Annotated in this window: 26 protein-coding genes; 14 read left to right on the forward strand and 12 right to left on the reverse strand. The window is 70.7% G+C overall.

Annotated features, from left to right (window positions below):
• Window positions 1-296: 296 nt before the first annotated feature.
• The 4 genes from ACQPZW_RS19945 to ACQPZW_RS19960 all read right to left on the reverse strand — a co-directional run bounded on the left by ACQPZW_RS19945 (window position 297) and on the right by ACQPZW_RS19960 (window position 4,481).
• Window positions 297-653 (reverse strand): hypothetical protein, encoded by a 357-nt coding sequence (locus ACQPZW_RS19945; RefSeq protein WP_433796413.1) that lies wholly within the window; start codon window positions 651-653, stop codon window positions 297-299.
• Between the two features lie 421 nt (window positions 654-1,074).
• A complete protein-coding gene (locus ACQPZW_RS19950) occupies window positions 1,075-1,665 on the reverse strand; it encodes a TetR family transcriptional regulator (RefSeq protein ID WP_433796414.1) in 591 nt (196 codons plus the stop codon).
• 17 nt (window positions 1,666-1,682) lie between these two features.
• Window positions 1,683-2,837, reverse strand: a complete 1,155-nt coding sequence (locus ACQPZW_RS19955; protein ID WP_433796415.1) for an alkane 1-monooxygenase — start codon at window positions 2,835-2,837, stop codon at window positions 1,683-1,685.
• Between the two features lie 69 nt (window positions 2,838-2,906).
• Window positions 2,907-4,481, reverse strand: coding sequence for a methyl-accepting chemotaxis protein (locus ACQPZW_RS19960; RefSeq protein ID WP_433796416.1), 1,575 nt, complete (start codon window positions 4,479-4,481; stop codon window positions 2,907-2,909).
• Between the two features lie 118 nt (window positions 4,482-4,599).
• Here ACQPZW_RS19960 and ACQPZW_RS19965 point away from each other — a divergent pair, with 118 nt between their 5' ends.
• From ACQPZW_RS19965 to ACQPZW_RS19975, 3 genes are all read left to right on the forward strand, one after another.
• The gene (locus ACQPZW_RS19965; RefSeq protein WP_433796417.1) at window positions 4,600-5,445 is read left to right on the forward strand and encodes a transporter substrate-binding domain-containing protein; all 846 of its coding nucleotides are present in this window, start codon (window positions 4,600-4,602) and stop codon (window positions 5,443-5,445) included.
• Between the two features lie 95 nt (window positions 5,446-5,540).
• A complete protein-coding gene (locus tag ACQPZW_RS19970) occupies window positions 5,541-6,713 on the forward strand; it encodes an EAL domain-containing protein (protein WP_433796418.1) in 1,173 nt (390 codons plus the stop codon).
• 129 nt (window positions 6,714-6,842) lie between these two features.
• Window positions 6,843-8,099: a PP2C family protein-serine/threonine phosphatase gene (locus tag ACQPZW_RS19975; RefSeq protein ID WP_433796419.1), complete on the forward strand. Its 1,257-nt coding sequence runs from the start codon at window positions 6,843-6,845 to the stop codon at window positions 8,097-8,099.
• Between the two features lie 13 nt (window positions 8,100-8,112).
• Here the strand turns inward: ACQPZW_RS19975 and ACQPZW_RS19980 are convergent, their stop codons facing one another.
• The 3 genes from ACQPZW_RS19980 to ACQPZW_RS19990 all read right to left on the reverse strand — a co-directional run bounded on the left by ACQPZW_RS19980 (window position 8,113) and on the right by ACQPZW_RS19990 (window position 10,573).
• A complete protein-coding gene (locus ACQPZW_RS19980; RefSeq protein ID WP_433796420.1) occupies window positions 8,113-8,481 on the reverse strand; it encodes an STAS domain-containing protein in 369 nt (122 codons plus the stop codon).
• Between the two features lie 104 nt (window positions 8,482-8,585).
• Window positions 8,586-9,128: a PP2C family protein-serine/threonine phosphatase gene (locus tag ACQPZW_RS19985; protein WP_433796421.1), complete on the reverse strand. Its 543-nt coding sequence runs from the start codon at window positions 9,126-9,128 to the stop codon at window positions 8,586-8,588.
• Complete coding sequence (locus ACQPZW_RS19990) at window positions 9,125-10,573, reverse strand: PAS domain-containing protein (RefSeq protein WP_433796422.1); 1,449 nt, start codon at window positions 10,571-10,573, stop codon at window positions 9,125-9,127. The genes ACQPZW_RS19985 and ACQPZW_RS19990 overlap by 4 nt, the downstream gene beginning before the upstream one ends.
• 123 nt (window positions 10,574-10,696) lie before the next feature.
• Here ACQPZW_RS19990 and ACQPZW_RS19995 point away from each other — a divergent pair, with 123 nt between their 5' ends.
• From ACQPZW_RS19995 to ACQPZW_RS20010, 4 genes are all read left to right on the forward strand, one after another.
• Window positions 10,697-11,716: an alpha/beta fold hydrolase gene (locus ACQPZW_RS19995; RefSeq protein WP_433796423.1), complete on the forward strand. Its 1,020-nt coding sequence runs from the start codon at window positions 10,697-10,699 to the stop codon at window positions 11,714-11,716.
• Between the two features lie 120 nt (window positions 11,717-11,836).
• Window positions 11,837-12,154, forward strand: a complete 318-nt coding sequence (locus ACQPZW_RS20000) for a PadR family transcriptional regulator (RefSeq protein WP_433796424.1) — start codon at window positions 11,837-11,839, stop codon at window positions 12,152-12,154.
• A complete protein-coding gene (locus ACQPZW_RS20005) occupies window positions 12,154-12,753 on the forward strand; it encodes a hypothetical protein (RefSeq protein WP_433796425.1) in 600 nt (199 codons plus the stop codon). Before ACQPZW_RS20000 ends, ACQPZW_RS20005 begins: the two co-directional genes overlap by 1 nt.
• 167 nt (window positions 12,754-12,920) lie before the next feature.
• Window positions 12,921-13,106 carry an EAL domain-containing protein gene (locus tag ACQPZW_RS20010; RefSeq protein WP_433796426.1) on the forward strand — a complete coding sequence of 62 codons (186 nt, stop codon included), beginning with the start codon at window positions 12,921-12,923 and terminating at the stop codon, window positions 13,104-13,106.
• A gap of 262 nt (window positions 13,107-13,368) precedes the next feature.
• Here the strand turns inward: ACQPZW_RS20010 and ACQPZW_RS20015 are convergent, their stop codons facing one another.
• Both ACQPZW_RS20015 and ACQPZW_RS20020 read right to left on the reverse strand, forming a co-directional pair.
• Window positions 13,369-14,349: an aldo/keto reductase gene (locus ACQPZW_RS20015; RefSeq protein WP_433796427.1), complete on the reverse strand. Its 981-nt coding sequence runs from the start codon at window positions 14,347-14,349 to the stop codon at window positions 13,369-13,371.
• Window positions 14,350-14,625: 276 nt separating this feature from the next.
• Entirely contained in the window at window positions 14,626-14,892 is a 267-nt protein-coding gene (locus tag ACQPZW_RS20020; protein WP_433796428.1) for a nitroreductase/quinone reductase family protein, read from the reverse strand.
• A 229-nt stretch (window positions 14,893-15,121) separates the two neighbouring features.
• Between ACQPZW_RS20020 and ACQPZW_RS20025 the strand changes: the two genes are divergently transcribed.
• Together ACQPZW_RS20025 and ACQPZW_RS20030 are read left to right on the forward strand one after the other, a co-directional pair.
• Complete coding sequence (locus tag ACQPZW_RS20025) at window positions 15,122-15,949, forward strand: helix-turn-helix domain-containing protein (RefSeq protein WP_433796429.1); 828 nt, start codon at window positions 15,122-15,124, stop codon at window positions 15,947-15,949.
• Between the two features lie 411 nt (window positions 15,950-16,360).
• Complete coding sequence (locus ACQPZW_RS20030) at window positions 16,361-16,894, forward strand: hypothetical protein (RefSeq protein ID WP_433796430.1); 534 nt, start codon at window positions 16,361-16,363, stop codon at window positions 16,892-16,894.
• On the opposite strand, the gene ACQPZW_RS20035 is transcribed toward ACQPZW_RS20030, so the two are convergent.
• Entirely contained in the window at window positions 16,891-17,610 is a 720-nt protein-coding gene (locus ACQPZW_RS20035) for a pectate lyase (protein ID WP_433796431.1), read from the reverse strand. The genes ACQPZW_RS20030 and ACQPZW_RS20035 overlap by 4 nt on opposite strands.
• Window positions 17,611-18,129: 519 nt before the next feature.
• Here ACQPZW_RS20035 and ACQPZW_RS20040 point away from each other — a divergent pair.
• On the forward strand, window positions 18,130-19,203 hold the full coding sequence (locus tag ACQPZW_RS20040; RefSeq protein ID WP_433796432.1) for a hypothetical protein: 1,074 nt from the start codon (window positions 18,130-18,132) through the stop codon (window positions 19,201-19,203).
• A gap of 61 nt (window positions 19,204-19,264) precedes the next feature.
• On the opposite strand, the gene ACQPZW_RS20045 is transcribed toward ACQPZW_RS20040, so the two are convergent.
• Together ACQPZW_RS20045 and ACQPZW_RS20050 are read right to left on the reverse strand one after the other, a co-directional pair.
• On the reverse strand, window positions 19,265-19,600 hold the full coding sequence (locus ACQPZW_RS20045) for an STAS domain-containing protein (RefSeq protein ID WP_433796433.1): 336 nt from the start codon (window positions 19,598-19,600) through the stop codon (window positions 19,265-19,267).
• A 109-nt stretch (window positions 19,601-19,709) separates the two neighbouring features.
• Entirely contained in the window at window positions 19,710-21,488 is a 1,779-nt protein-coding gene (locus ACQPZW_RS20050) for a GAF domain-containing SpoIIE family protein phosphatase (protein ID WP_433796434.1), read from the reverse strand.
• Window positions 21,489-21,669: 181 nt separating this feature from the next.
• Here ACQPZW_RS20050 and ACQPZW_RS20055 point away from each other — a divergent pair, with 181 nt between their 5' ends.
• The 4 genes from ACQPZW_RS20055 to ACQPZW_RS20070 all read left to right on the forward strand — a co-directional run bounded on the left by ACQPZW_RS20055 (window position 21,670) and on the right by ACQPZW_RS20070 (window position 23,448).
• A complete protein-coding gene (locus ACQPZW_RS20055; RefSeq protein ID WP_433796435.1) occupies window positions 21,670-21,858 on the forward strand; it encodes a hypothetical protein in 189 nt (62 codons plus the stop codon).
• A gap of 185 nt (window positions 21,859-22,043) precedes the next feature.
• The gene (locus ACQPZW_RS20060) at window positions 22,044-22,757 is read left to right on the forward strand and encodes a GNAT family N-acetyltransferase (protein WP_433796436.1); all 714 of its coding nucleotides are present in this window, start codon (window positions 22,044-22,046) and stop codon (window positions 22,755-22,757) included.
• The gene (locus tag ACQPZW_RS20065; RefSeq protein ID WP_433796437.1) at window positions 22,748-23,017 is read left to right on the forward strand and encodes a GNAT family N-acetyltransferase; all 270 of its coding nucleotides are present in this window, start codon (window positions 22,748-22,750) and stop codon (window positions 23,015-23,017) included. Before ACQPZW_RS20060 ends, ACQPZW_RS20065 begins: the two co-directional genes overlap by 10 nt.
• A 215-nt stretch (window positions 23,018-23,232) precedes the next feature.
• A complete protein-coding gene (locus ACQPZW_RS20070; RefSeq protein WP_433796438.1) occupies window positions 23,233-23,448 on the forward strand; it encodes a DNA-binding protein in 216 nt (71 codons plus the stop codon).
• Window positions 23,449-23,526 lie beyond the last annotated feature (78 nt).

Raw genomic sequence — 23,526 nt, forward strand, 5'->3', positions numbered from 1 at the left:
TTCACACGGCGATCCGGGCAGCGCGGGTGACACCGGAGCACGTGCGGTCGGGATGGATCATGCTGACCGGGACACCGAGTCCGAGCGGAGCCCGCTGGTCGGCGTCCAGGCGTGCTTGCCGGCAAGGTGACGGGCGAATCCGATCTTGGTGCCCATGCCCTCGAGCCTACCGGACGACCATCGCATCACCGGACAGCCGTTGAGCTACAGGTTGATGTCGGCAGGAGTGGCCCTCTATGCCGGGGAGCTTGCGGTCCACGACGCGACCGCCTGCGCGGACGATTCCCCGGATCGTGTCAGCTGCCGGGCCGTCGTGAGCCGGGCCGCCCGGTACGTCGGGGCGCCGATCGGCGCTGCTGTGCCGACTGCTCGTTCGGTGCGTCGACAGCCCCGGGGTTGGAGAACACCATCGGCGGCGCCGCGGGCCGGCCGGCCGCCAGCGGAGCCCAATCCGGCGCCACGATCGCCGCCGCGGTGATCGGGACCGGCGGCGAGATGTGGTCCAGCAGCTGCTGTGCCTGGCCGGCATCGATACCTCGTGCCGGGTCGATACGCACGCCCGTGGTGTCGGCCAGGTCCTCGATGTCGTCGCTGGACACCGCTGTCGGGCTGACCTCGGTGAGCCTGCGGGCGAACTCCTGCACGCTGATCATCAGATTCCTTCCGTGGATACTTCGGCCTTCAGGCCGGGGGGTGGCGAGGAGGTCGCCTTCTTGACATCTCCCCGCGCTGAAGGTGTGGGGTTTCCACTGGGTCGCCCCAGAGTATTTCCTGCCTCATCGCCGGCTGCCCGCCCGGGAGGGGTTCCCCGTTGAGGTCTCGCGTCAGCTCCGCAGGCCGTCACCGCCAGCCCGGCGACCTGAATGTTACGGGCCGCGTTCACCTCCCGATCATGCGAGGTGTCGCACCACCCATCACGACGCGCCTGTAGTGAGTGGTGTGCCCCGCCGATCCGCCGTCCAGTGAATCGGACATCCCCAGGATATTCTGACTCCCCGCCGGTTTGAAGTCCGCAGCGAGGGCCGGCCTTAAGCCCGCAGCGACCGGCCTGTCGGCGGCGTCGTGTGCATCCGGTCAGCGCAGCAGCCGTTCGAGAACCTCGGCCAGTGCGCCGGCCGTGGCGTCCGGTGAGCCGGTGGGCAGCATGATGTGGCTGACGGTCAGGCGGACGATCGATTCGCCGGCGAGCGCGACCTTCGCCGTGTCGGTGCCGGGCAGGCACGTGGCCGCCCATTCCTCGATCACGGCGCCCGCGGTGCTCAGCAGCAGATCGGAGCGGGTGGTGAGATAGGGGAGCAGTTCCCCGGAGCCGCCGGGTGTGCTCGTCAGGATGGATCTGATCAACGGGTTGCGGTCGGCTTCGTGCAGGGTGTGGGAGATCGCCGCGTGTCCGGCGGCCCGGATGTCGTCGCCGTTGTCGAGCAGCAGGACGCGGACGGCGGCGGTGAACCGCTCGATCTCGCGCCTCGCGAGCGCGTCGGCGAGGCCGGCCCGCCCGTCGAACTCGTTGTAGACCGTCTGCCGGCTGACACCGGCGGCCTTCGCCACGTCGGCCATCCGGACCTTGTCCCAGCCGTGGTCCACCGCGAGTTCCCGGGCCGCGCCGATCAGGGCATCACGCAGGCGTGCGCGGCCGGCGTCGCGGTACGAGAGCGTGGATCCCATGGCGGGACCAGCTTAGATCAGCGCGGTGGGCCACCGGTCGCGCGCTGTCCGACGGTGAACGGCCGGTACCCGGCGACGGTGTTGGCGCGGCTGACGTCGCCGCCGTAGTGGGCCAGCACCCGCGGATCCATGACGCGTCGCCAGAGCGGCGGGATCAGGGCGGTCAGCAGCATGGTGGCGTACCCGGCCGGGAGCTGTGGTGAGACGTCGAAGCTGCGCAGCGTCTGGTAACGGCGCAGCGGGTTGGCGTGATGGTCGCTGTGTCGTTGCAGCTGGAAGAGGAACACGTTGGTGGTGAGCCGGTCGCTGTTCCAGCTGTGCCGGGGATCGACCCTCTCGTACCGGCCGGCGGTGTTGCGCTGTCGCAGCAGTCCGTAGTGTTCCAGGTAGTTGACCGCTTCCAGGACCGAGAAACCGACCACCGCCTGAAGGATCAGGAACGGCACCACCGCGATCCCGAAGCCCATGGTCAGCGCGGCGAACAGCACGACGGTCATGGCCCACGCGTTGAGAACGTCGTTGTCGGCGCGCCACGGGCTGCGTCCCCGCAGCCGGTGCCGGGAGGTCTCCAGGCGCCAGGCGGACCGCAGGCTGCCCAGGACGGTACGGGGCCAGAAGCGCCAGAAACTCTCACCGAGCCGTGAGCTCGCGGGATCCTCGGGCGTGGCGACGCGCACATGGTGACCGCGATTGTGCTCGACGAAGAAGTGCCCGTAACCCGTCGGCGCGAGGGCGATCCTGGACAGCCAGCGCTCGACCGTCTCCCGCTTGTGCCCCAGTTCGTGGGCGGTGTTGATGGCGATGCCGTTGACCAGTCCCGCGGTCAGCACCAGCCCGGCGGCACCGGCGACACCCGGGCTGCGCGTCCAGGCGGCGCAGGTCACCACCAGGGCGCCGTATTGGGCGGGCAGGAACAGGTAGGTGATCCACCGGTAGTAGGGCGACGCCTGCAGGGCCGGGACCGCCTCCTCCGGTGGGTTGTCCCGGTCGTCGCCGACGAGCAGGTCGATGACCGGGATGAGGCCGAGGATGACGGCCGGGGTCAGCCACCACGCCCACGACGGTCCGGTGACCGTGCTGAGCCCCAGTGCGGTGAAGGGGAGTGCGGGGACGACGAGGGCGAGGGGCCACAACGGTCGTCTGGTGTCGCGCCAGAGCACATCGGCGTCCATGAACCCATGGTTTACATCTATGCGTCTTGTGTCAAGTGATAGATGTCCAACCTGCGAAAACTGTGGCACTCAGTGGCTGAACTGCTCCGAGACCAGGCGCAGCTGATGCGACAGTTGGGCGAGCTCGACCGCTGCCGCCTCGGTCTGGCGCGCCGCCTCATGGGTCAGCGTCGTGGTCCCGGCCACCCGGCTTATCGAGTCGGCCACACCCTCCGCCGACCGCACGGCCGTCGCCACGCTGGCGACGATCTGGCCGGTGGACGACATCTGGCGCTCCAGCGCCGCGGAGATCGAGCGCTGCAACTCGTCGATACGCCCGATGACCTCGCTGATCCGGCTGATCGCCTCGAACGCCCCGGCGGTGTCACGCTGCATCGCCGCCACCTTGTCGGTGATGTCGCCGGTCGCCGACGCCGTCTCCTGCGACAGGTCCTTCACCTCACCGGCCACGACGGCGAAACCCTTGCCCTGTTCGCCGGCCCGGGCGGCCTCGATCGTCGCGTTGAGCGCGAGAAGGTTCGTCTGCTGGGCGATTCCGGTGATGATGCTGACCACCGCGGAGACCTCCTCGCTGGAGGCGCGCAGCCGCTCGATCGTGTCGTTGGTGGTCAGGGCGAGACCCACGGCCTCCTTGGTCACCGTGTCGGCCTCGGCGACCGCGGTGGTGATCTCGTCGATGGACGACTCCAGCCCGCGTGCCGCCGCCGTCGTGTCCTCGACACTGCTCGTCACCTGACCGATGTCCTCGCTGGCGCGGGTCGCCTCCGCCGATGCCGTACCGGCGCCCTCGGACAACTGGCGGCTCGTCGCGGTCAGCTCCTCCGAAGCCGCGGCGACCGCGTTGGCGTTGCCGGCGATGTCGTTCATCGCGGTGCGCAGCGACTCGACGATCGCGTTCAGGCTCTTGCCGAGCTGGGACAACTCGTCACTGCCGGGCAGCGACGCGTCGACGGTCAGGTCGTAGGCGGCGATCGAGCCGGCAGCGACCAGGCTACGGTCCATCCGTGCCGCGATCCGGCGGGCGAGCACGAGCGCGGCCCCGCCCAGCACCAGCGCGGCCAGGATGCCGACGATCAGCGTGAGACGTTTCGCCTGCGTCGCGGTGGAGGAGGCGCGATCGTACGACTGCTGGACCTGCGCGGTGATCGCGGCGTTCAGATCGCCCAGAGCCTCGGCGGCCTTCGCGTCGACCGCGTCGTATGCCGGCCGCGCCGCCAGGGCCGCCTTGCGCGTCGGATCGGAGGCGACCCGGCTGGCGAGCGTCACCATCCGCTGCCCGGAGGCGATCAGCTCGTTCATCACGGCCAGAACCGCATCCGCCTTCGGCCGCATCTGCGGCATGTACCGGATCACGTCGTCGATGCCGACCCGGGCCTGCCCGACATTGGCGCCCAGCTGATCCAGTGCCGCTTGGCGCTCGGTCGCGTTGTTGGTGACCAGCGTCGCCAGCACATTGCCCCGAAACAGCGCCCGGGCGACGTCGGCCGACTGCACGGCCTGCCGCGCGGCGGCCGCATCCCGGGCGGCGACCTGCTGATCGGCGATGGCCGAGATCCCCTGATAGCCGATGGCGCCGGCCACGATGACCAGGACGAAGCCGGCTACAGCCAGGGCCGCGATCTGGCGCCGGATGGTGAATCCCACGGTGCCTCCCTCATTCGCACGCTAACGTCCTTCGGGGGCCGTCCGGGGGCGATTCGCCGCTAAGGACCGGACGAGGACGGCCGATGGGAGGTCGGCGGGCTTTCGCGCGGGAGGCGTCATGCGAGTGCGTTCACTGTTGCTGGCCACGGTGCTGACCTTGACGTCGGCCACCGCGTGCGCCGACTCGGACGAGGCTTCCGGCCGGCCGATCGACCGATTGGCCGAAGCGCGGGCCGCGCTCCCGGAGGAGATCCGCAAAGCCGGGGCGCTGGTCGCCGGGACCGACCCGACCTTCGAGCCGATGACGTTCAAGAACGGAACGGACTACGACGGCCTCGACATCGACATCGCGGAGGCGATCGCCGCGAAACTCGGCCTGACGATCCAATGGAAGACCACGTCGTTCGGCGAGCTGCTCGATCAGGTCGAGAAACACGACATCGACATGTCGATCTCGTCGATGTTCGACCGGGCCGTGCGCCAGGAGAAGGCGGACTTCGTCAACTACCTCAACGCCGGTACGTCGATCGTGGTGCCGAAAGGTGTCGGCGACATCGGCGGCATGCCGGGACTCTGCGGCCGCCGCGTCGCCGCCCAGCCGGAGACCGTCTTCATCGAGATGGCCACCGCCCAGAGAAGCGACTGCGGCCGTAAAGGGCTGACGGTGGTGCCGTCGAACAAGCCGTCCGCGGACGTCAGCGAGGGAAGGGCCGACGCGGCGCTCAACGACTTCCCGATCGCCGCGCTGGACGTCGAGAAGATGCAGAACCTGGAACTGTCCGGCCCGCAGATCGAGGCGATCCCGTACGGCATCGGCATCGCCAAGGACCGCAAGGAGCTCACCTCCGCCGTGCAGACCGCCCTGTACTCGCTGATCGACGACGGCGGCTACGACGCCCTGCTCGCCAAGTGGAAGGTCAAGGAAGGCGCCCTGCGCACCGGCGCGATCAACGGCGGCGCCTGACGGGACGATGCCGTGTCGGCGTGCGGAACCTTTCACCGGCGGCCTCCCCTGCCGATGGTCAGGAGGTCCAGTCCCGCCCGGCGCAGGAGGCAACCATGATCCCAGCCGCTCACGCCCCGACGCCCGCCCGCCGCCTCACCGTCGAGCAGGTGCTGACCGGGCGCCTGGTGCAACCCCTGTTCCAGCCGATCGTGGACCTCACCACCGGCATGGTCGTCGGCCTGGAGGCACTGGCACGCGGGCCCGCCGGCACCGTGCTGGAGTTCCCCGACCGCCTGTTCGCGGCCGCCATCGACGCCGGCTGTCTCGGCGCGCTCGACCTGCTCTGCTCCGAACGCTCCCTGGAATGCGCGATCGCCGCCACCACCCCGCCGCCGCTGCTGTTCACCAACGCCGAACCGGCGGTCCTGGACCAGCCGCTCTCGCCGCACCTCATCGAGCTCGTCGGCGGCGGTCTGCCGTTTCGTCAGGTCGTCGAGTTCACCGAACGTGCGCTGTCCGCGGTCCCCGGCAGCATGCTGCGCATCGCCGGGCAGACCCAGCGCTGGGGCAACGGACTCGCCCTCGACGACGTCGGCGTAGACCCGATGTCGCTGGCCTTCTTGCCACTCGTCGAACCCGAAGTGATCAAGCTCGACATGAGCCTCCTGCGCGACCCGGACGGCGATCACACCCGGTCGGTCTGCGCGGTCGTGCGGGCCGAGGCCGACCGTACCGGCGCGCTGGTGGTAGCCGAAGGCATCGAGACCCCCGGCGACCTGGACACCGCCCGGCTGCTCGGCGCTCAATGGGGTCAGGGCTGGCTGTTCGGCCGGCCGGCCGGGATAGAGCAGCGGCATCGGTACGACGCGAGCGCCGCCGACCTGCTGCGCCCGGCGCGGCCCGGCTTTCACGAGAGGTCGGAGCGGGCGTACGACTGCGCCGTTGACGCCGCGACACCGTCCGTGGCCACCCGTGCGGAGGTGGTCGCCGCGTTGAGCCGCCTGCGTGACGTCGTCGCTGCTCACGACACCGCGGTGGTGGTGATGTCCAGCGCCGACACCGGCCTGCCGGGTGTGGCCCTGTCGCTGGCCGAGCTGGCGAGCAGTGGCCGGCCCGTGATCGTCCTGGACCAGCCGGCCACCACGGAGTTCGTGGTCGCGGCGATAGCCCCCGGCCGGGGCTGCGCTGTCGGCCTCCGTACGTCGAACGTCCTCGAACTGGTGACCGTCGACGACCTGCCGACCGTCGCCGTCATGGCCCGGGCGCTGCTGAACCGGCACCGCTGAGCCGGTGCCGACCGGAGCGCCCGGCTGCTCGTCCGGCGCCGCGGCGGTGGCGGAAGCGGGCCCACACCACCGTGCCGCCGGCGAGACGGCGGTGCGCCCGCCCGGCGCGACGACCGTATGCTGCTGGACATGGATCCGTCGGGTGAGGCCGCGCTGGCCGCGATGCTGACGGCGGCCGAGGACGCCAGCCCGGTGCAGGCCGTCGAAGCCGTCACCCGTGAGCTGGGAGTGGCCCTGCACGCCCGGGCGGTGTCGTTTCTGATCGCCGATCTCAGCGGCCGGGCGATGGTCCGGCTGGCGCACGTCCCGTTCGGGGAGGTCACCACCGGGCGCCGCGACGGCGGCGAGGTCGCCACCGTCCTGCCCTTCGACGGCGGCCCCCGGGAAGAGGCGCTACGAACGCAGCAGGTGCAGGTGGTCGGCGGCGACGCCGGGTGGCTGGTGCTGGCCCCGGTCACCGAGCGCGGCGAAGCGATCGGCCTTCTGGAGATAAGCCTCGACATGAGGCCGGAGCCGCGGGTGCTCGCGGAGATCGCCCGGACCGCGCATGCGCTGGCGTTCGTCGTGATCGCCAACCGCCGCCACACCGACCTGTTCGAGTGGGGACAGCGCACCACCCCGTTCAGCCTGTCCGCCGAGATCCAGCGCCGGCTGCTGCCGAGCGCCTTCACCTGTGAGGGTGGCTCCTTCACCCTCTCCGGGTGGCTGGAGCCGGCGGCGAGCATCGGCGGCGACACCTTCGACTACAGCCTGGCCCGCGACACCCTGCACTTCAGCGTCACCGACGCCATGGGCCACGGCGTGACCAGCGCGCTGATCGCGACCCTCGGGATCGGGAGCCTGCGTAACTCTCGCCGGTCCGGGCACACCCTGGCGGAGCAGGCCGACCGGGCCGGCGACGCCATCGCGAGACACGCCCCGGCCCGGGGAGCCTTCATCGCCGCGGTCCTCGGCCGCCTGGACCTCGCCACCGGAACGTGCGAGCTGATCAACGCCGGTCACGTGCCACCGATCCTCCTCCGCGGTGCCGACCTGCGGGAAACGGCTCTACCCCGCAACTTCGCGCTGGGGATGTTCCCCGAGACGCCGTTCACCGCCGGCACGGTCACGTTGCAGCCCGGCGACCGTCTGGTGATCGTCACCGACGGTATGCGCGAGCGGAAGGCCGCCGCCCTGGACCTGCCCGCCAAGCTGCGGTCGCTCGCCGGTCTGCACCCCCGCGAAGCCACCCGCGCCCTGGCCGACGGGGTCCTCGCCGTGGCCGGCCCGATGCTGCAGGACGACGCCACACTGTTGATCATCGACTGGCACGGCAACCACGAGCGGCCACGCCGCACCAACGCGGGCGCGGACGTCTCGGCCGCCACCTCAGCCGACCACCGCTGAGGCGCCGACACCCTCAGCTCGGTAGTGGTGGGCCGCTCGCTTCGGCCGCCGCCACCGAGGCGTACCGGTCCACCGCCCGGTCCACCGCTGACACCTGCAGCACGTACGCGACCAGCTGTTGCACCCCGGCCAGACGCAGCCAGCCGCCCGCGGCGCTCAGCTCCTTGAGCCAGGCCACCAGCAGGCCCAGGCCACTGGAATCCAGGAACGACACGTCGGTGAGGTCCAGCACCACCCGCGCGGCACCGTCGTCGGCGACGTCACGCAGGAAGCCGTCCAGCTGCGGAACCGTATCCATGTCGAGTTGCCCGCCGACCTCCACCACGGTGCAGGACTCGCCCGCCCGTGACGCCAATCGCAGATCCACGACCACCTCCGACATCCACCCATGTTCCCGGACAACCCATGGAGTCCCGGACACTCAATAACCTAATTCGGAGGCCACCGAAACATGGCCATCGTCACCGAACGGGCGGAACGTGTCGATCACGGGTCGATGGTGAGCGCGAGGATCGCCACGTCGTCGCGGCGTGGCGCCGAACCGACACCGGCGCTCAGGATGTGGTCGATCAGAGCGTGCGGGTCTCCGGCCGGCGCGGTGCGCACCGCGGCGTACAGCTCGGCTGTGCCCTGATCGATGGTGGTCTGGCGGTCTTCGACCAGGCCGTCGGTGTAAAGGATCAGATCGCTGTGGGCCGGCAGCGGGAAAACGGTCTCGGAGAAGCGGGCCCTGCGGACCCCCAACGGAGGCCCGGCCCGCAGCGGCAGCTGGTCGACTGATCCGCCACAGCGCAGCACCGGGGCCGGATGGCCTGCCAGCACCCCGGTCGCGGTGCCGCCGGCCAGGTCCAGCTCCAGGTAGCAGCAGGTCGCCATGGCACCGGGTTCCAGCCGGACCAGCAGGTCGTTGAGGCGCCGCATCACTCCGGCCGGCCCGTGGCCGTCGACGGCGTAGGCGCGCAACGCGTTGCGCAGCCGCCCCATCGTGGCAGCGGCCGTGACGCTGTGCCCGGCGACGTCCCCGATCACCAGCGCTGCGGTGTCCGGGCCGAGCGGTATGACGTCATACCAGTCACCGCCGACGTCGGCTCCCCGCGTCCACGGGAGATACCGTGTCGCGTGCCGGGCCCCGCGCAGCGGTGGCAGCTCGGCCGGCAACAGCGTCCGCTGCAGATCCGCAGCGATCGACATCTGTGCCTGGAAAGCAGCGACCGCTGCAGTGCCTGAGCGGCGAGCCGACTGAACGCCACCAGGTTGGCCCGCTCCTCGGCGTCGAAGTCGCGGGGTTCGGCATACCCGATCACCAGCGTTCCCAGTATCTGCCCGCCGGTGCTCAACGGCAGGAACGCCCACGCCCGGCGACCGCCGCCGGAGACCGGGTCGCTGCTCTCGCGTTGCACAGCGGCGAACTCCGCCGGTGATCCGAGATAGCGTGGCTCGCCGGTGACGCTGACCCGCGTCGCCGGGTACGGGTGGGCCGGCGGCAACTCCCGCAGCTGGACCAGGACGTCCGGCTCGTAGCCGGCGTGGTAGCGCAGGACCAGCCGGCCGTCCTCGGCCAGCAGCACGATCAGGCCGTGCCCGCCGGCCGAGGGCCGCACCACGGCGCCCATCGCCGCGTACACCTGCTCGGGGGTGCTCGCCGCCACCAGCGCCGCGGTGACCGCCTGCAACGCCGCGGTGCGCACCGCGGCCGCCTCGACCGCGGCGGCGCTGCGGGCGAGCTGCTCCTGATGGTCGACGTGCTCGGTGATGTCGCGGTACGAGACGGCGACCACATCACCGTCGACCCGGGCGATCTTCAACTCCCACACCTGCGTGGAGCCGGGCGCCGACAGTCGCTCATGCCACGCCTCGCCGGTGTCGGTCGTCCGGCGCAGGCGCTCGAACAGGTCCGTCTCGGCGTCGTCGCCGGTCTCGCGGATCCGCCCACCGACGAGATCCTCCACCGTACGCCCCGCGAGTTTCGCGCCGACCTGATTGACGTACTCACGGGTGAAGTCGACGATCACGCCGTCGTCACGGACGGCACGCAACAGCGCGAACCCGTCGAACGCCGCGTCCAGCGCGTCATACAGGCGCGCGCCGCCGTCGGTCTCCAGCCCCAGAGTCAGTTTCGTCAGGTCGACGAACCGTGCCACGAACCCGTCACCGAACGGCACGACCCGGAACTCGAAGTGCCCCGACACGGACGGCCGGTCGTAGTAGACCGTACGCGTCAGAGGGACACGGTCCAGAACCACCCGCCGGTACATCGGCAGCGTGCCGTCGGTGACCGTTTCCGGCCATAGTTCCCGGTAGGTCCGCCCGATCAGGTCACCCTGAGGGCGACCCAGGAACCGCGCACCGGACTCGTTGAGGTGAACGAGGAGGAAGTCGACGATCTCACCGTCATCGTCGCGCACCGACCGGGCGAGCGCACATCCGTGCGGGTCGGCGTCCAGTAGAGCATGCAGGTCCGGGCCGTTCGTCATGCGCTGCACCCCGCCTCCATCACCGACAGCCTACGCCCACACCGTGTCTGCTCCGTCTGTCGGATCGACGGGGCTGAACCGGGCATGGGCGGGTCGTCTCCGGGTAAGACATAGACCGACCCCGTGGTTGCACGAGGGGCCGTCAGCCCGCTGGCCGGCACCTCCCGCAGCCGTCAGTCGAGGAGAGACGACATCACCCACCGCACCGGTACGATCCCCGCCGATCAACTCGACTTCCCGCCCGAGCGCCGTGACGCCCGGCAACGGATCGGCGGCCGCGCCATCGCCTACACGATCGCCGGCCACGGAGAGCCACTGCTGCTGTTGCACGGGCTCGGCGGCACCCGCCGTACCTGGGACCGCATGATCGACACCCTCGCCGCGACGCACACCGTCATCGCCCCGGACCTGCCCGGTCACGGCGACTCCGATGCACCGGCGGACTACTCCCTCGGCGCGCACGCCGCCGCTCTGCGCGACCTGCTCGTCGCCCTGCACCACCCGTCCGTCTCCGTCGTCGGGCACAGTCTCGGCGGTGGGATCGCGCTGCAGTTCGCCTACCAGTTCCCCGACCGGGTCAGCCGGCTCGCCCTGATCAGCAGCGGCGGCCTCGGCTCCGAGCTGACGCCCCTGCTGCGCGGCGCGACCTTGCCCGGCGCGGAGGCCGTCGTGGCGGCGCTGGCGCTCGTTCCTCAGCCGGTGACCCGGTGGGCGCTGCCCCGGCTGGTCCGCGTCGTGCCCCTGCTGGCCCGCCCGGACGCCGACGCGGTCGCCGAAGGCCTGCACCTGCTCGCCCACCGCGGACGGCGCCGGTCGTTCGTGCGGACCGCACGGACGGTCATCACCTGGCGTGGGCAGGCCGTCAACGCCGTCGACCACCTCCAGCAGCTCGCCGGGCTGCCGGTGCTGCTGGCCTGGGGCGCCGACGACAGGACGATCCCGCCGAGCCATCACCGTGCCGTCGCGGACCTGCTGACCGATCCGCATCTCGTCGAGATCGCGGGGGCCGGCCACTACCCGCACGAGACCGCACCGGAACGGCTACTGCCGCCACTGCAGCACTTCCTGACGACCAGCACACCCTTCCGGTACACCGAGGACCGCTGGCGGCGACTCCTGACACCGGATCCGGAGGCCGCCTGACGACGCCGCGGGCTCACCGCCGAACAGCTGCCACGGCACGTGTTTGCGGCGGGGCCGAGCCGGAAGGCGTGCCGGCGCTTCACTCTGGACGGCGATAGTCGACATAGGTAGAGTTTTCCCGTGCCCCGACGACCCGACACCCATCCGCGGACCCTTGCGGTCTTCGACCTGCTTGCCGCAGACCCCGATCACTGGTGGTACGGCTACGACATCGCCCGCCGCACCGGACTCAGCTCCGGCACGCTCTACCCCCTGCTGGCGCGGCTCGCCGACCGCTCCTACCTGGAGGCGCGGTGGGAGCCCGACCCGCCTCCCGGCCGGCCCCGCCGCCACCTCTACCGGCTCACCGCCGACGGTGTGCAGCGCGCCGCCGAGCTGGCCCAGCCGGCGCCTTCACCGAGCCCCATCCGGATCCGGCCCGTTCTCGGAGGCGCCTGATGAGACGCCGGCTGACCGAAGGAGTGTGCCGGCTCGTCGCCCGGCTGGCAGCCGGCCTTCCACCCGGCCGCCGGGAGTGGGGCGAGGCGATCGTGGCCGAGCAGGCGGCGGTGCCCGACGGGGAACGCCGGTTGCGGTGGGCGCTGGGCGGCCTGTGGTTCATGATCGCGCACCGCGGCCCGGCGGCAACCCCCGCGCTCGAGACACCGGCACGGTCGTGGACCCGACCGATCTGCGTGCTGACCGGCATCCTGACCGTCAGCCCATGGCTGGCCGTGTCGGTCCAGGGCCTGGCCGAGCGCGACGCGCCGGACGGCACCTTCCGCTCGATGGCCGTCATGCTGGCTGCGCAGATCCTCGTCGTGGTGGCGTTCCTGGCGAACTGGCGCCGGACGAGCGGCCGGGTGTCACGGATCGCCCTGCTGGCCGGCCTCGTCGGCTACGGGGCCGCGGCGGCGATGTCCTCGCTGGACAACGTGGGTGAGCCGGTGCTCGCCGTGGTCGCCTGCCTGCTCTTCGCCGGCCCGCCACTGCTGGCGGCGGTTCCGCTGCTCATCGGTTCCGCCATGGCGCCGGATCACCCGCGACCCGCCGACTGACCAGCTGATCGGTCTCGCGGGTGGCGGTGGCGCTCGACGTCACGATCGGTCCCGCCGACCGGGCGGATCCTGTCCGGTGCGATGGGGGCGGGTGGACACCCGTCCCCACTGCGCCGGCTCACGACCGTATTCGCACAGGACCGGGCGTCGGCACCTCGCTCAGCGAGGTGGTCATCAAGCTCGCCGGGGCAACCGGGTTGCGCACTGTCGCCGAGGGCGTCGAGACAGCCGAGCAGGCCAGCACGCTGCGGTTGCTCGGCTGCCATCGTGGCCAGGGATACACCTGGTCACGGCCGGTCCCGCAGCACGTCCTGACCGACGTCGCCAGGATGCTCTCCGCCATCAACGTCTGAAGCCGCTGAGCCGGGCCGTCACCTCGGCCGAACTACCCGGATCTAGTCACCTTGCGGCGAGCATCTGTCTGACCTGCGGCGGGTACGCCCATCGAGTGACGATCGAGGAGACGATGCCGGAGCTCGTCGCGCCGATGCTGGCGGCCGCGGGGACACTGCCCGTGGGTGCAGGATGGGCATTCGAGTTCACATACGACGGTTCTCCTCACCATCAGGAACCGGCCGTCCGTTCCGTGCTGAGTCTTGATCCGCGCCCCGGCGGTCAGCCGTCGATGCTGGCCATGTTCACCTCGTCGTGGCGTGCGCCCGCGGCCGGGGTGAGGTTGTTCAAGCGGTCGAGTTGCGCGGCGCTGAGTTCGACGGCGTCGGCGGCGGTGTTCTCCTCAACGCGTGAGACGCGCCGGGTTCCGGGGATGGGGGCGATGTCGTCGCCGCGGGTCAGTAGCCACGCCAATGCGGTCTGGGCCGGGGTAGCTCCGATCTCGGCGCCGATGGCCTGTACTTCGTCGACGATGGCCAGGTTGCGCTGGAAGTTCTCGCCGGTGAAGCGGGGGTTGGTCTTGCGCCAGTCGTCGTCGGTGAAGTCGTCGACGGTGCGGATCTGCCCGGTCAGCAGGCCGTGCCCGAGCGGCGAGTACGGCACGAACCCGATGCCGAGTTCGCGCAGCAGCGGGAGGATTTCGGCTTCGACGTCACGGGTCCAGAGCGAGTATTCGGTCTGCAGCGCGGCGACCGGGTGCACGGCGTGTGCCCGGCGGATCGTGTCCGGGCCGGCCTCGGACAGGCCGATGTGGCGTACCTTGCCGTCGGCGACCAGGTCGGCCAGGGCGCCGACGGTCTCCTCGATCGGTGTGCTCGGGTCGACGCGGTGCTGGTAGTAGAGGTCGATGTGGTCGGTGCCGAGCCGCCGCAGCGAGCCTTCAACAGCGGCTTTCACGTTGGCGGGGCTGCTGTCGGTGACACCGGGGCCGCCACCCGCGTGGGAGACGAGCCCGAACTTCGTGGCCACGACGACGGCGCCGCGCCGGCCTTTGATGGCCTTGCCGACGAGCTCCTCGCTGTGGAAAGGGCCGTAGATCTCGGCGGTGTCGATGTGGGTGACCCCGAGGTCCAGCGCCCGGTGGATGGTGCGGATCGACTCGGTGTCGTCAAGGCCGCCTCCGGTGGTGTAGACGCCGGCCATGGTCATGGCCCCCAGACCGATGCGGGAAACATCCAGCCCGCCCAGTGATACGTGCTTCATCAGGTACTCCTTGTCCAGCGGCCGGCTTCGCAGCCACGGCGGCAGGTCACGGCGGCCGCGGCTCTGCCGGGATGCGGGTGTGTTGTTCGGTAACAGCGGGTGTTCCGGTCAGGCTGACGACGTCGACGTCGACGTCGACGTCGACGTCGACGCCGTGGCCGTGGCCGTTGAGGGGTTGGCCGGCTGCGTCGGGTCAGGCCGCCGCGCCGTGGCGTCCGTTGCCCGGGCGGTTTCTCAGGGGCCGGAGATCCGTAGGCTGACCATGGTCGTGCCTGATCAGTGGGGCCCGGCTGCCGGTTGCAGGAGCGGGATCTCCCGGTCGGTCTTCTTCTGGTACTCGGCGTAGTCGGGGAACGCCTCGACGGCGCGGGCCCACCACACGGCTTTCTCGTCCCCGGTCACCTCGCGCGCCAGCATGTCCCGGCACTGCGGGCCGTCCTTCTGAAGCGTCGTTCCTTGCGTACCACCGGAGCTTTCGTACAGCTCCACCTGGTCACGGACGAACCGCACCGGGTTCGGCTCGTACTCGCCGTCCAGCGGCATGGTGTCTCTCCAAGCTGTCGATGTCTCAGGCCCGAACGTCTCGGCCATGTCCCCGCGTCCTCCACCATCGCTCGAAACCCCGCGTCGGACGGCCGGTCACCCGATCTCCCAGGCCCGGCCCGCGGCGGCAACACCAGAAAACCGCTTGCCGCCGATTCGGAGAAGTCGCTGCTGGACCACGTACTGACAGCCCACCCTTCGTCCCCGGATTCCGACCTAGCCTGGACCGGTGGACAACCAGGACCAGGTCAAAGCCTTCCTCAGCTCCCGCCGGGCGAAGATCACCCCCGAACAGGCGGGCCTGCACCACTACAACCGCAACCGGCGGGTACCCGGACTACGCCGCAGTGAGGTCGCCGACCTGGCCGGCGTCAGTGTCGAGTACTACGCCCAACTCGAACGCGGCAACCTCAGCGGTGTCTCCGACACCGTGCTGGACGCCCTGGCCCGAGCATTACAGCTCGACGAAGCCGAACAGGCCCACCTGGCCGAACTCGCCCGCGCCGCAGGCCCCGCCGCCCGCACCCGCCGCCGTAAGCCGACCGTCCAGCAGATCCGGCCCACGATTCAGCGCATCCTCGGCGGAATGACGGAGGTGCCAGCACTGGTCAACAACGGGCGCCTTGACGTCCTCGCCACGAACCCCCTGTCACGAGCACTGTTCGCGCCGATGTTCGCCGCACCCACAGCACCCGCCGGCCGACCCGTGAACCACGCCCGGTTCAACTTCCTCGACCCGCGGGCCCGCGACTTCTGGCTCAACTGGGAGGCAACCGCCGACGACAGCGTCGCCATCCTGCGCGCCGAAGCCGGACGGGACCCCTACGACAAGGCACTGACCGACCTGGTCGGCGAACTGTGCACCCGCAGCGAAGACTTCCGCCGCCGCTGGGCCGCCCACGATGTCCGCCTGCACCGCACCGGGCTCAAACACATCCACCACCCCGTCGTCGGAGACCTGCACCTGGCCTACGAGGTCATGGAACTACCCGCCGACCCTGGCCTCGCCCTGACCGCCTTCAGCGCCGAAGCAGGATCCCCAACGACGACGCGCTGAGACTCCTCGCCAGCTGGGCCGCCACCCACAACCCCGCCGACGCTCTGCCGACACCGAACCAGCCCTGACCCTCACCCGCCCCGGACGACGGTCACGATGCTACGAAACCACCCGGCGCCACGACCTCCGCGTCGCAGGGCGTCATCGGCATGACGATCATCCCGTTGACCGTCGCTTGACCCTGGCGGTGCTGATCGCCGGCTGTGGCTTGGCGTCATCCGGGCTGAAGGGCGTCGTCGCCAAACGACTGGACTCGCCGTACCCGCGCCGGACGCAGGTCGGCGGACTGGACGAAGATACCGCTGGTCCGTACCCAGGAGGTGTTGGTGATCGGCTGGAAACCGGGCGAAGGCCGTCGCGCGGCGCCCCCCCCCATCGCTGCTGCTCGCCGTCCATGACAACGACGGCACGATGCGGTTCGCCGGGCAGGTCGGCACCGGGTTCACCGACCTGATGCTGCGCCGGCTCCCACCGCTGGGCCGTACGACGCCACCCGTCTCGGACGTGCCGCGCGTGCATGCCCGCCACGCGCGGTGGGTCGAGCCGACCCTGGTCGGTAGGTCGCGTTCCGCAACTGGACACCCCGACGGGCGGCTGCGTCACCCGTCCTGGCGGGGACTGCGCACCGACCGCAGCGTCAGCTCCGCCCGCCGGCATCCCGACCCGGCCGTGCCACCGGCGACCGGCCGGGTGCAGGGAGCTTACGAGACACCGGACGGCCGGTGGCGCGTCGAAGCCGCCCGCCGCGGGCGATTAACTGTTGATCCGCGGGCCGTCCCGCGGGGCGAAGGGCGGCCGGTTGCCGCCCTTCGCCCTGAAGCGGCATATCAGGGACATACCGGATGGTACGGCTACAACCGGCCCGAACGTGACCGCGGCGTTCGTACTAGGTACGAGGCCGTCGCGATCGTGGCACGGCTGGGCCGACGGCGATGCGGGTGCTAGGAGACGATGCAGTTCCGGCCGTTCGCGCCGGTGCCCGTCTTGGTGGGCTCGGCACCGGTGTTGTTGCCGGTGTAGAGCCAGCAGGTCGGGATGCTGCCGATGCTGTTGCTCTTCAGCGTCGCGACGTCGCCGTAGTTGGTGTTGACCCCGGCGATCACCTTGCCGCTGGTGGCGGTGACGTTCTGGATGGTCACCTTGCGGGCGGCCTGGGTGGAGCAGTTGCCGCAGGAGCGGTAGAGCTTGCCGAAGTTGGAGACCTTGAAGTTCTTGATGGTCACCGATCCGCCGGCGCCGCGGTTGTCCTGGAACACCTTGTCCGAGGCGCTCGCCGCGCTGCCGCCGTCGATCACGACGGTGGCGTTGGTGCCGCGGAAGGTCGCGGCGTCCTCGCCGACGTCCTGCCAGACGACGTTCGTCAGGTTGCAGCTGCCGGCGCAGTGCACGCCGTCGGCGGACGGGGCGCCCAGGATGACGTTCTTCAGGGTGGCGCCGGCGGCCAGGTCGAAGATCGGGTCCTGGCCCTCGTTCTGGCCGCCGCTGCCGAGGGCGCCGGAGCCGATGTAGCGTTTCCCGCCGCCGTCGAAGGTGCCGGTCACCTTGATCGACGCGGTGACCTTCACGTCCGTGGCGGCTGACGCCATGTCCACCATGGCGACGGAACCGGCCAGGGCTGTGGCCAGCACGGCGGCGCCGATGAGCAAGCGCGGTCTTCTCATGTGGGACCTTCCTTGGGGGAGGCCCACCTTCTCCACGAAGGTGGGCGGCACCGGCGGTCGTCACAGCAGCGTGTGACTTTCATGGGGATGAGGCCGGTGGGGTCTCGGAGGACCCGTCCAAGATGACATCGCCGATCGATTTGAGTCAATGAGAATCGTTTGCAGCTTTGTTGCAGGATTTGGGGCTATTGAGCGCTCCGCGCCGCGGGCAACCCGGTAGTGGCCCGAGAAAGTCGCGGACCGCCGGACTTCCGCCGGGTTCCCGCCGGATTCAGCCGGATTCAGCCGGCGGGAGCGTGTGCTCTGTCGCCACTCGAGATCAATGCCACACGTCATGCCGGATCCGCCGGTCGCGGAGCGTCGGCCGCGTGGCTGCGGTCAGCAGATCGCCGGTGGATGCGATTCCAGCCGAAAGGGCGGCCACCTGGCCGAGATGGCCGCCGCCGCGACCCGTTCGAGACCGTTGACCGACTCACCTACCGGCCCGCGGACGTGCCCGCCCGCCCTAGGGTCAGCCAAATGATCAAAATGCGGTTCCCGGCCGCCGGGACTGTCGCCGTGATGGCCCGACGCGGCGCGGCACTCGCCGCCGGTGGGATGCTCGCCCTGGCCGCCGCCGGCTGCGCGGGCCAGGTCAGCCGTACCGGAGCGGCGGACGCGCAGTCGCTCACCTCGGCCGAGCCCGCGCCGGATTCGCGGCCGTCCAGCGCACCGCAGATCCACCCACGCTGGCGCTCGTGTGCGGGCGAGCCGTCGATGCAACCTCAGGACGAGGGGTACGACGAGGCGCCGCTCGCGGGTTTCGCCGGCGCCTTCGAGCCGGTGGCAGCCGTCATGTGCAGGGAGGACACGCAGCGGCGGCCGGACGGTGGCACGGACGCGATCGCCGTCGAGGACCGCGCCGACGACGTGGTCGCCCTGCTCGCCGCGCTGCGCCTACCCGACACGCCGCCGCCGTCACCGGATCCGGACCTGATCTGCACCGCGGACGGTTACTACTCGCCGCGATTGGTGCTGCTCGACGGCCAGGGTCGATGGGTGCGACCCCGGCTTCCCCGCGACGCCTGCGAGAAGCCCCTTGCCGAGGCCACCGCGGCCATGGACGACCTGTCCTGGACGCGAGTCACCACTCGGGTGCTCGGCGAGGTCGAGTCGGCCGAGGCCGCCGCGAGCGGATGCGAGCAGGTCCACACCGACATGGTCTGGTTCACCGGCGTCTACCCGTCCAACCGGCGGGGCGACCTCGCCCCGCTGGCCGAGGACGCCGCGTCGGTACGACTGTGCATCTACCAGGTCAAGGAGAGTGGCCGGGACAGCGAGAAGCCGCGGGGCGAGTTCGTCACCGGCGGCTTGCTGCCGACCGGGCGGTGGGCCGCCGTCAAGCGAGAGGTCCAGACCTCCGGACAGGCGAAGACCTGCACCACCCCGGCGAACCGGTTCGCCCGGCTGCAAACGCCCCGGGGCGACATCTACGTGGAACTCGACGGCTGCCGGCGCCTCGTCGCCCAGGGCGCCCTCACCGGCGACGGCACCAGCTTCGACACGATCTGGCAGGCCCCCACGGACCTGCCCGCACTGCTCACCAGGCCGTGAGTCGCGCGGGGCAGCCACGGTTGCCGTACTGCGGGCGTCGTCTGTGGGCTCATCGGTACGGTCAGTCGCCGCTGGACCGTGGGGCGAGGATCTCGTAGACGCCGGTGATGTCCAGGATGCGCCGGACCGGGCGGGCCGCGTTGATCACGTGGAACTGGCGGCCGATGGTGCCCGCGTGGTTGTGGACGCCGATGAAGGCGCCGAGTGCCGCGGAGTCGAGAAACGTGACCTCTGCCAGGTCGGCGACGACACAGGCGGCGCCTGGGGTGTCGAGTTCGGCACACAGCAGGCGAAACAGCTCATCGGCCGCGGTCAGATCGAGCTCGCCGGTCAACGAAACGGTGCGGACGGTGTCGTGTGCGGTAACGGATGCCGTCCATAACGGGATGTTGGACATTGGGGTGGGTCCTCGCGTCGGTGACGATGCGCTTCGGCCTGCCGGCACCGCGACGCTTGGATGGTCAACGCTACTCCCACCGGGTGCGGAACGCCTGATGGGCCGCAAGTCAGCCCGGTGGGGTACGAACCGCGAGCATCGCCACGTCGTCCTCGTGGTCGGTGCCGGCGAACACGGTGTACAGCACGTCGAGCAGTCGGGGCAGCGACAGATCGGCGTGGGCGGCGGCCGTCTCGTACAGGCGCCGCTCGCGCTCCTCGAAGGAACGGCGGCGGTCCTCGATGAGCCCGTCGGTGTAGAACAGCACGGTCGAGCCCGGGGGCACGTGCCGGATGTGGTCGGTGCGAGCGGTCCCGCGCAGCACGCCGAGCAGCGGATCGTTGCCGGTCAGCACACTCGTGTCGCCGCCGGTGATCAGCAGCGGACTGGGGTGCCCCGCATTGGACCAGCGCAGCTGATGCCCGGCGCCGTCGGGCGCGCGGTGCAGGTGTGCCAGGACCGCGGTGGCGGTGATCCGGTCGCCCAGCGCCTGGGTGGCGAGGTCGAGGCGGTGCAGCAGCGCGGCCGGCGGTTCGTCCCGGTCGACCAGCAGCAGGCGCAGTTTGCTGCGCAGCCGTCCCATCCGGGCGGCGGCACGCATGTCGTGGCCGGTGACGTCGCCGATGACCAGAGCCAGATGATGATCGCCCAGGCGGACCGCGTCGTACCAGTCGCCGCCGACCTGCTCGCTGCGCACGGCGGGCTCGTAGCGGGTGGCCAGCTCGAACGGCGCCGTGTCGGGCAGGTCGGGCAGCAGCGCCCTCTGCAGGACCCGGGCGGCGTTCTCCCGGGAGAACAGGTGATCGGCGCGTTGCAGAGCCTGCGCGACATAGCCGGCCAGCGCGGTCAGGACGGCCTGCTCGGTGGCGTCGAGGGCGTACGGCTGCTTCCAGACGAACGTCAGCGCCCCGACCGGACCGCCCGGGCCGGGTAGCGGCACGCTGGCGCCGGACTGCCAGCCCATCTCCAGGAAGGTCTGTACCGCGTCCGGGGTGAGCGCCTGAACCGCTGGCGGGTCGGGCAGCAGCACCGGGACACCGAGGCGCGCTGCCAGCGCGGGTGGGGTCGCGGCGCTGCCGGCGGACCGGTTCCAGCTCTCGACGACCCGGGAGGGCGACGACGGGCCGGACTGCAACATCACCCGGCCGGTGCGATCCCGCAGGGACAGCCCGACATAGGCCGGGTCCAGGCTGCCGGTGACCAACTGCCGCACGACGTCGATCACGTCCTCGGCCGTGCCGGTGTCGGCCAGGGCGAGGCTGGCGCGCAGCAGAAGCTGACTACGGTCGAACGCCGCACCGGCCGTCACGCTGCGCACGTCGGCCTGTTCCTCGCGTCGCTGCAGCGCGCTGTTGGCGATCCGCAGCCGCAGCATGTCCGAGCAGGCCGCCGCGAAGTCCGCCAGCAACCGCAACTCCTCGGCGGTCCACCGGCGCGGGACGTCGTCGATGGCGCACAACGAGCCGAGAACGATGCCGGCGGCGTCGGTCAGCGGCATTCCGGCATACCCGATCACATTCAGGTCGGTGATCGCGAGGTTGCCGGCGACGCGCGGATCGGTGCGGGCGTCCTCGACGATCAGCGGAGCCGCGCTCGCCACGACATGCCGGCAGAACGAATGCGACAGCGGGGTCTGCCGGGCGCCGTTCCACGGCTCGGCCAGCCCGCACGCGCCGGGAAACACCTGACGGTGCGCGTCGACCAGGCTGACCAGAACGACCGGGACCCGCAGCACGGTACGCACCAGTGCCGCGAAACGGTCGAACGCCGGCTCCGCAACCGCCGTCAGGCCGGTCTGGCCCAACGCCGCGAGGCGATCGACCGCTTCCGGCCCGTCTCCGCTGATCACACGACTCCTGTACCCCGTGCCCCGGCGGGACGCCCATCGCCGAGCACCGGGCGCGGCAGCACATCATGACCCCCCGATGGTCACACATCGACGGGCGCGCTCCCACTAACGAACCCGTAACACGTCGACGTCGGTCACCTCCGCGGCACCCCAACTCGCTGCGGCGGGCCTCGGCATCGCGATGAGCCCGGTCAGTGCCGTCAGCGCGGGCTTCCCCGGCACGGTGCGCTCCTTCTCGCCCCGGTGGGCCCGGCAGTTGGTCGCGGTGACACCGGGGGAGCCCGACCCGCTGGCCGCCCGCTTCATCACCGACCCGCGTACCCACGGTGTTCGGGTGCCCCGGGACGTGAAGAAACAACTCAAAGGCTGAGAGGTGGTGCGCCGGGTCGATCCCCACCCGGTGCAGGCCCAGGCTTCGCGGGGCGCCGGGACGACCGGCATGACGCCGAGCCGAGCGCTTCGTACGGTGGGATCCGCCGTGCCTCGAGCCCCTGCCGTCAGTGATCGCCGAAAATGGAGCGACAGCGGGATCGTGCCCGCACTAGCCTCCGGCGGATGCGCGAAGCATTGAGCACCATCACGTGGCGGCCGCTGGCCCGCGAGGACGCCAAGGGGTCCGCTGACCTGCTCAACGCCATGGAGGCCGCCGACAGGATCGGCGAGTACTACGACGAGCAGGACACGCTCCAGGAGCTCATCGACCCCTATACGGACCTGGAACGTGGCAGCCTCGCCGCCTTCGACGGCGACGTGATGGTCGGCTTCATGAAGACCCGGTACCAGGCGACGCCGGAGGGAGTCCACCGGATCGTCATGGACGGTGGCGTGGCGCCGGACCACCGGCGCAGAGGCCTCGGCACCCGGCTGGTCAGGGCCGGGGTGGCGGCCGCGAAAGAACTGCACGCACGGCACCACCCGACGCTGAGGCTCGCCGTCGACATCCACAAACCCGAGACCATGGCCGGCCTGGCGCAGATCCTGCACTCCGAAGGGTTCCAGCAGGTCAGCTACTACCAGCACTTCGAGCACCGTCTCGGCGACGCGATCCCCGGAACGGCGATTCCCGCCGGGCTGCGGGTCGAGCCCTGGTCGGAGCAGAACGACGAGGAGTTCCGGCTGATCCGGAACGAGGCGTTCAGCGAGGACCGGCTCCGGGCTCCGATGACGGTGGAGTCCTGGACCAGCAAGATCACCAACCAGACGTTCCGGCCCACGGTCAGCTTCCTGCTCCGCGACGAGGCGAACGGCACCCCGCGGGCATGCTGGTGACGATGTCCTGGGACGCGGACACGGAGGCGACCGGCATCCGCGACGCGCGCTTCATGTTCATCGCCACGCAGGCGGACTATCGAAAGCGCGGCGTCGCCGGCGCGCTGATCGCCCACGCGCTGAGGACCGCGGCCGACGAGGGCTACGACCGGGCCCTCGTGGAGGCGGACTCGGCGAACCCCTTCGGCGCTTCCAGGGTCTATGAGAAGGCCGGATTCACGCCGAAGCTGCGATTCGTGAGCTGGGCACTCGACGTCTGACAACCCCGCAGACAGAGACTTGCCGGGGGTACGGCCCGAGCAGTCCGATGCTGGTCGGCGTCTACGAGCTCGGCGTTCGACTCGGTGGATCACGCGGCGGGTCGGCTCCCCGCGCCGGTGGCGGAGTCGGTCCGAGGGCGCGCTGAAGTACCTGATCGGGTGGCCTGCACCGGAGTGGCCTTCTCGCCTGCGAGGGTCGTCTGTACAGTTGGCCCATGACAATTAGCGTAGAGCAAGAGGCGACCGGAAAAGAGCTCGTCGGTGCCCATGAGCTTCGGATGATGTTCGGGGAGATCAGCCGGCAGCGGGTTCATCAGATCACCGCCCGCCCGGATTTCCCGCGGCCCGTTGCTGACCTGGCCCAGGGCAAGGTCTGGCTGGCCGGCGAGGCGGCGGCTTGGCGGGCCCGTCGCCGGCCCGCGACTCGGTAGGGTGGTTTCGGCGGTGGGGACGTGATCCGGGCCGTCCTCGTCGCTGGAGTGGCCACCTCGACCGCCGACGGTCCTTCA

The organism is Actinoplanes sp. CA-252034 (genome assembly GCF_050956125.1).
Lineage (GTDB): Bacteria > Actinomycetota > Actinomycetes > Mycobacteriales > Micromonosporaceae > Actinoplanes.

What these genes read in the sequence shown, in the direction of transcription:
- ACQPZW_RS20060 (WP_433796436.1), top strand. Translation starts at nt 22,044, where the DNA reads ATGCGCGAAGCATTGAGCACCATCACGTGGCGGCCGCTGGCCCGCGAG.
- ACQPZW_RS19980 (WP_433796420.1), bottom strand. Translation starts at nt 8,481, where the DNA reads ATGTCGGAGGTGGTCGTGGATCTGCGATTGGCGTCACGGGCGGGCGAG.
- ACQPZW_RS19945 (WP_433796413.1), bottom strand. Translation starts at nt 653, where the DNA reads ATGATCAGCGTGCAGGAGTTCGCCCGCAGGCTCACCGAGGTCAGCCCG.
- ACQPZW_RS20055 (WP_433796435.1), top strand. Translation starts at nt 21,670, where the DNA reads ATGAGCCCGGTCAGTGCCGTCAGCGCGGGCTTCCCCGGCACGGTGCGC.
- ACQPZW_RS19970 (WP_433796418.1), top strand. Translation starts at nt 5,541, where the DNA reads ATGATCCCAGCCGCTCACGCCCCGACGCCCGCCCGCCGCCTCACCGTC.
- ACQPZW_RS20015 (WP_433796427.1), bottom strand. Translation starts at nt 14,349, where the DNA reads ATGAAGCACGTATCACTGGGCGGGCTGGATGTTTCCCGCATCGGTCTG.
- ACQPZW_RS20035 (WP_433796431.1), bottom strand. Translation starts at nt 17,610, where the DNA reads ATGAGAAGACCGCGCTTGCTCATCGGCGCCGCCGTGCTGGCCACAGCC.
- ACQPZW_RS20030 (WP_433796430.1), top strand. Translation starts at nt 16,361, where the DNA reads ATGCGGTTCGCCGGGCAGGTCGGCACCGGGTTCACCGACCTGATGCTG.
- ACQPZW_RS19990 (WP_433796422.1), bottom strand. Translation starts at nt 10,573, where the DNA reads ATGACGAACGGCCCGGACCTGCATGCTCTACTGGACGCCGACCCGCAC.
- ACQPZW_RS20020 (WP_433796428.1), bottom strand. Translation starts at nt 14,892, where the DNA reads ATGCCGCTGGACGGCGAGTACGAGCCGAACCCGGTGCGGTTCGTCCGT.
- ACQPZW_RS19975 (WP_433796419.1), top strand. Translation starts at nt 6,843, where the DNA reads ATGGATCCGTCGGGTGAGGCCGCGCTGGCCGCGATGCTGACGGCGGCC.
- ACQPZW_RS19965 (WP_433796417.1), top strand. Translation starts at nt 4,600, where the DNA reads ATGCGAGTGCGTTCACTGTTGCTGGCCACGGTGCTGACCTTGACGTCG.
- ACQPZW_RS20065 (WP_433796437.1), top strand. Translation starts at nt 22,748, where the DNA reads ATGCTGGTGACGATGTCCTGGGACGCGGACACGGAGGCGACCGGCATC.
- ACQPZW_RS20005 (WP_433796425.1), top strand. Translation starts at nt 12,154, where the DNA reads ATGAGACGCCGGCTGACCGAAGGAGTGTGCCGGCTCGTCGCCCGGCTG.
- ACQPZW_RS20070 (WP_433796438.1), top strand. Translation starts at nt 23,233, where the DNA reads ATGACAATTAGCGTAGAGCAAGAGGCGACCGGAAAAGAGCTCGTCGGT.
- ACQPZW_RS19955 (WP_433796415.1), bottom strand. Translation starts at nt 2,837, where the DNA reads ATGGACGCCGATGTGCTCTGGCGCGACACCAGACGACCGTTGTGGCCC.
- ACQPZW_RS20045 (WP_433796433.1), bottom strand. Translation starts at nt 19,600, where the DNA reads ATGTCCAACATCCCGTTATGGACGGCATCCGTTACCGCACACGACACC.
- ACQPZW_RS19950 (WP_433796414.1), bottom strand. Translation starts at nt 1,665, where the DNA reads ATGGGATCCACGCTCTCGTACCGCGACGCCGGCCGCGCACGCCTGCGT.
- ACQPZW_RS20040 (WP_433796432.1), top strand. Translation starts at nt 18,130, where the DNA reads ATGATCAAAATGCGGTTCCCGGCCGCCGGGACTGTCGCCGTGATGGCC.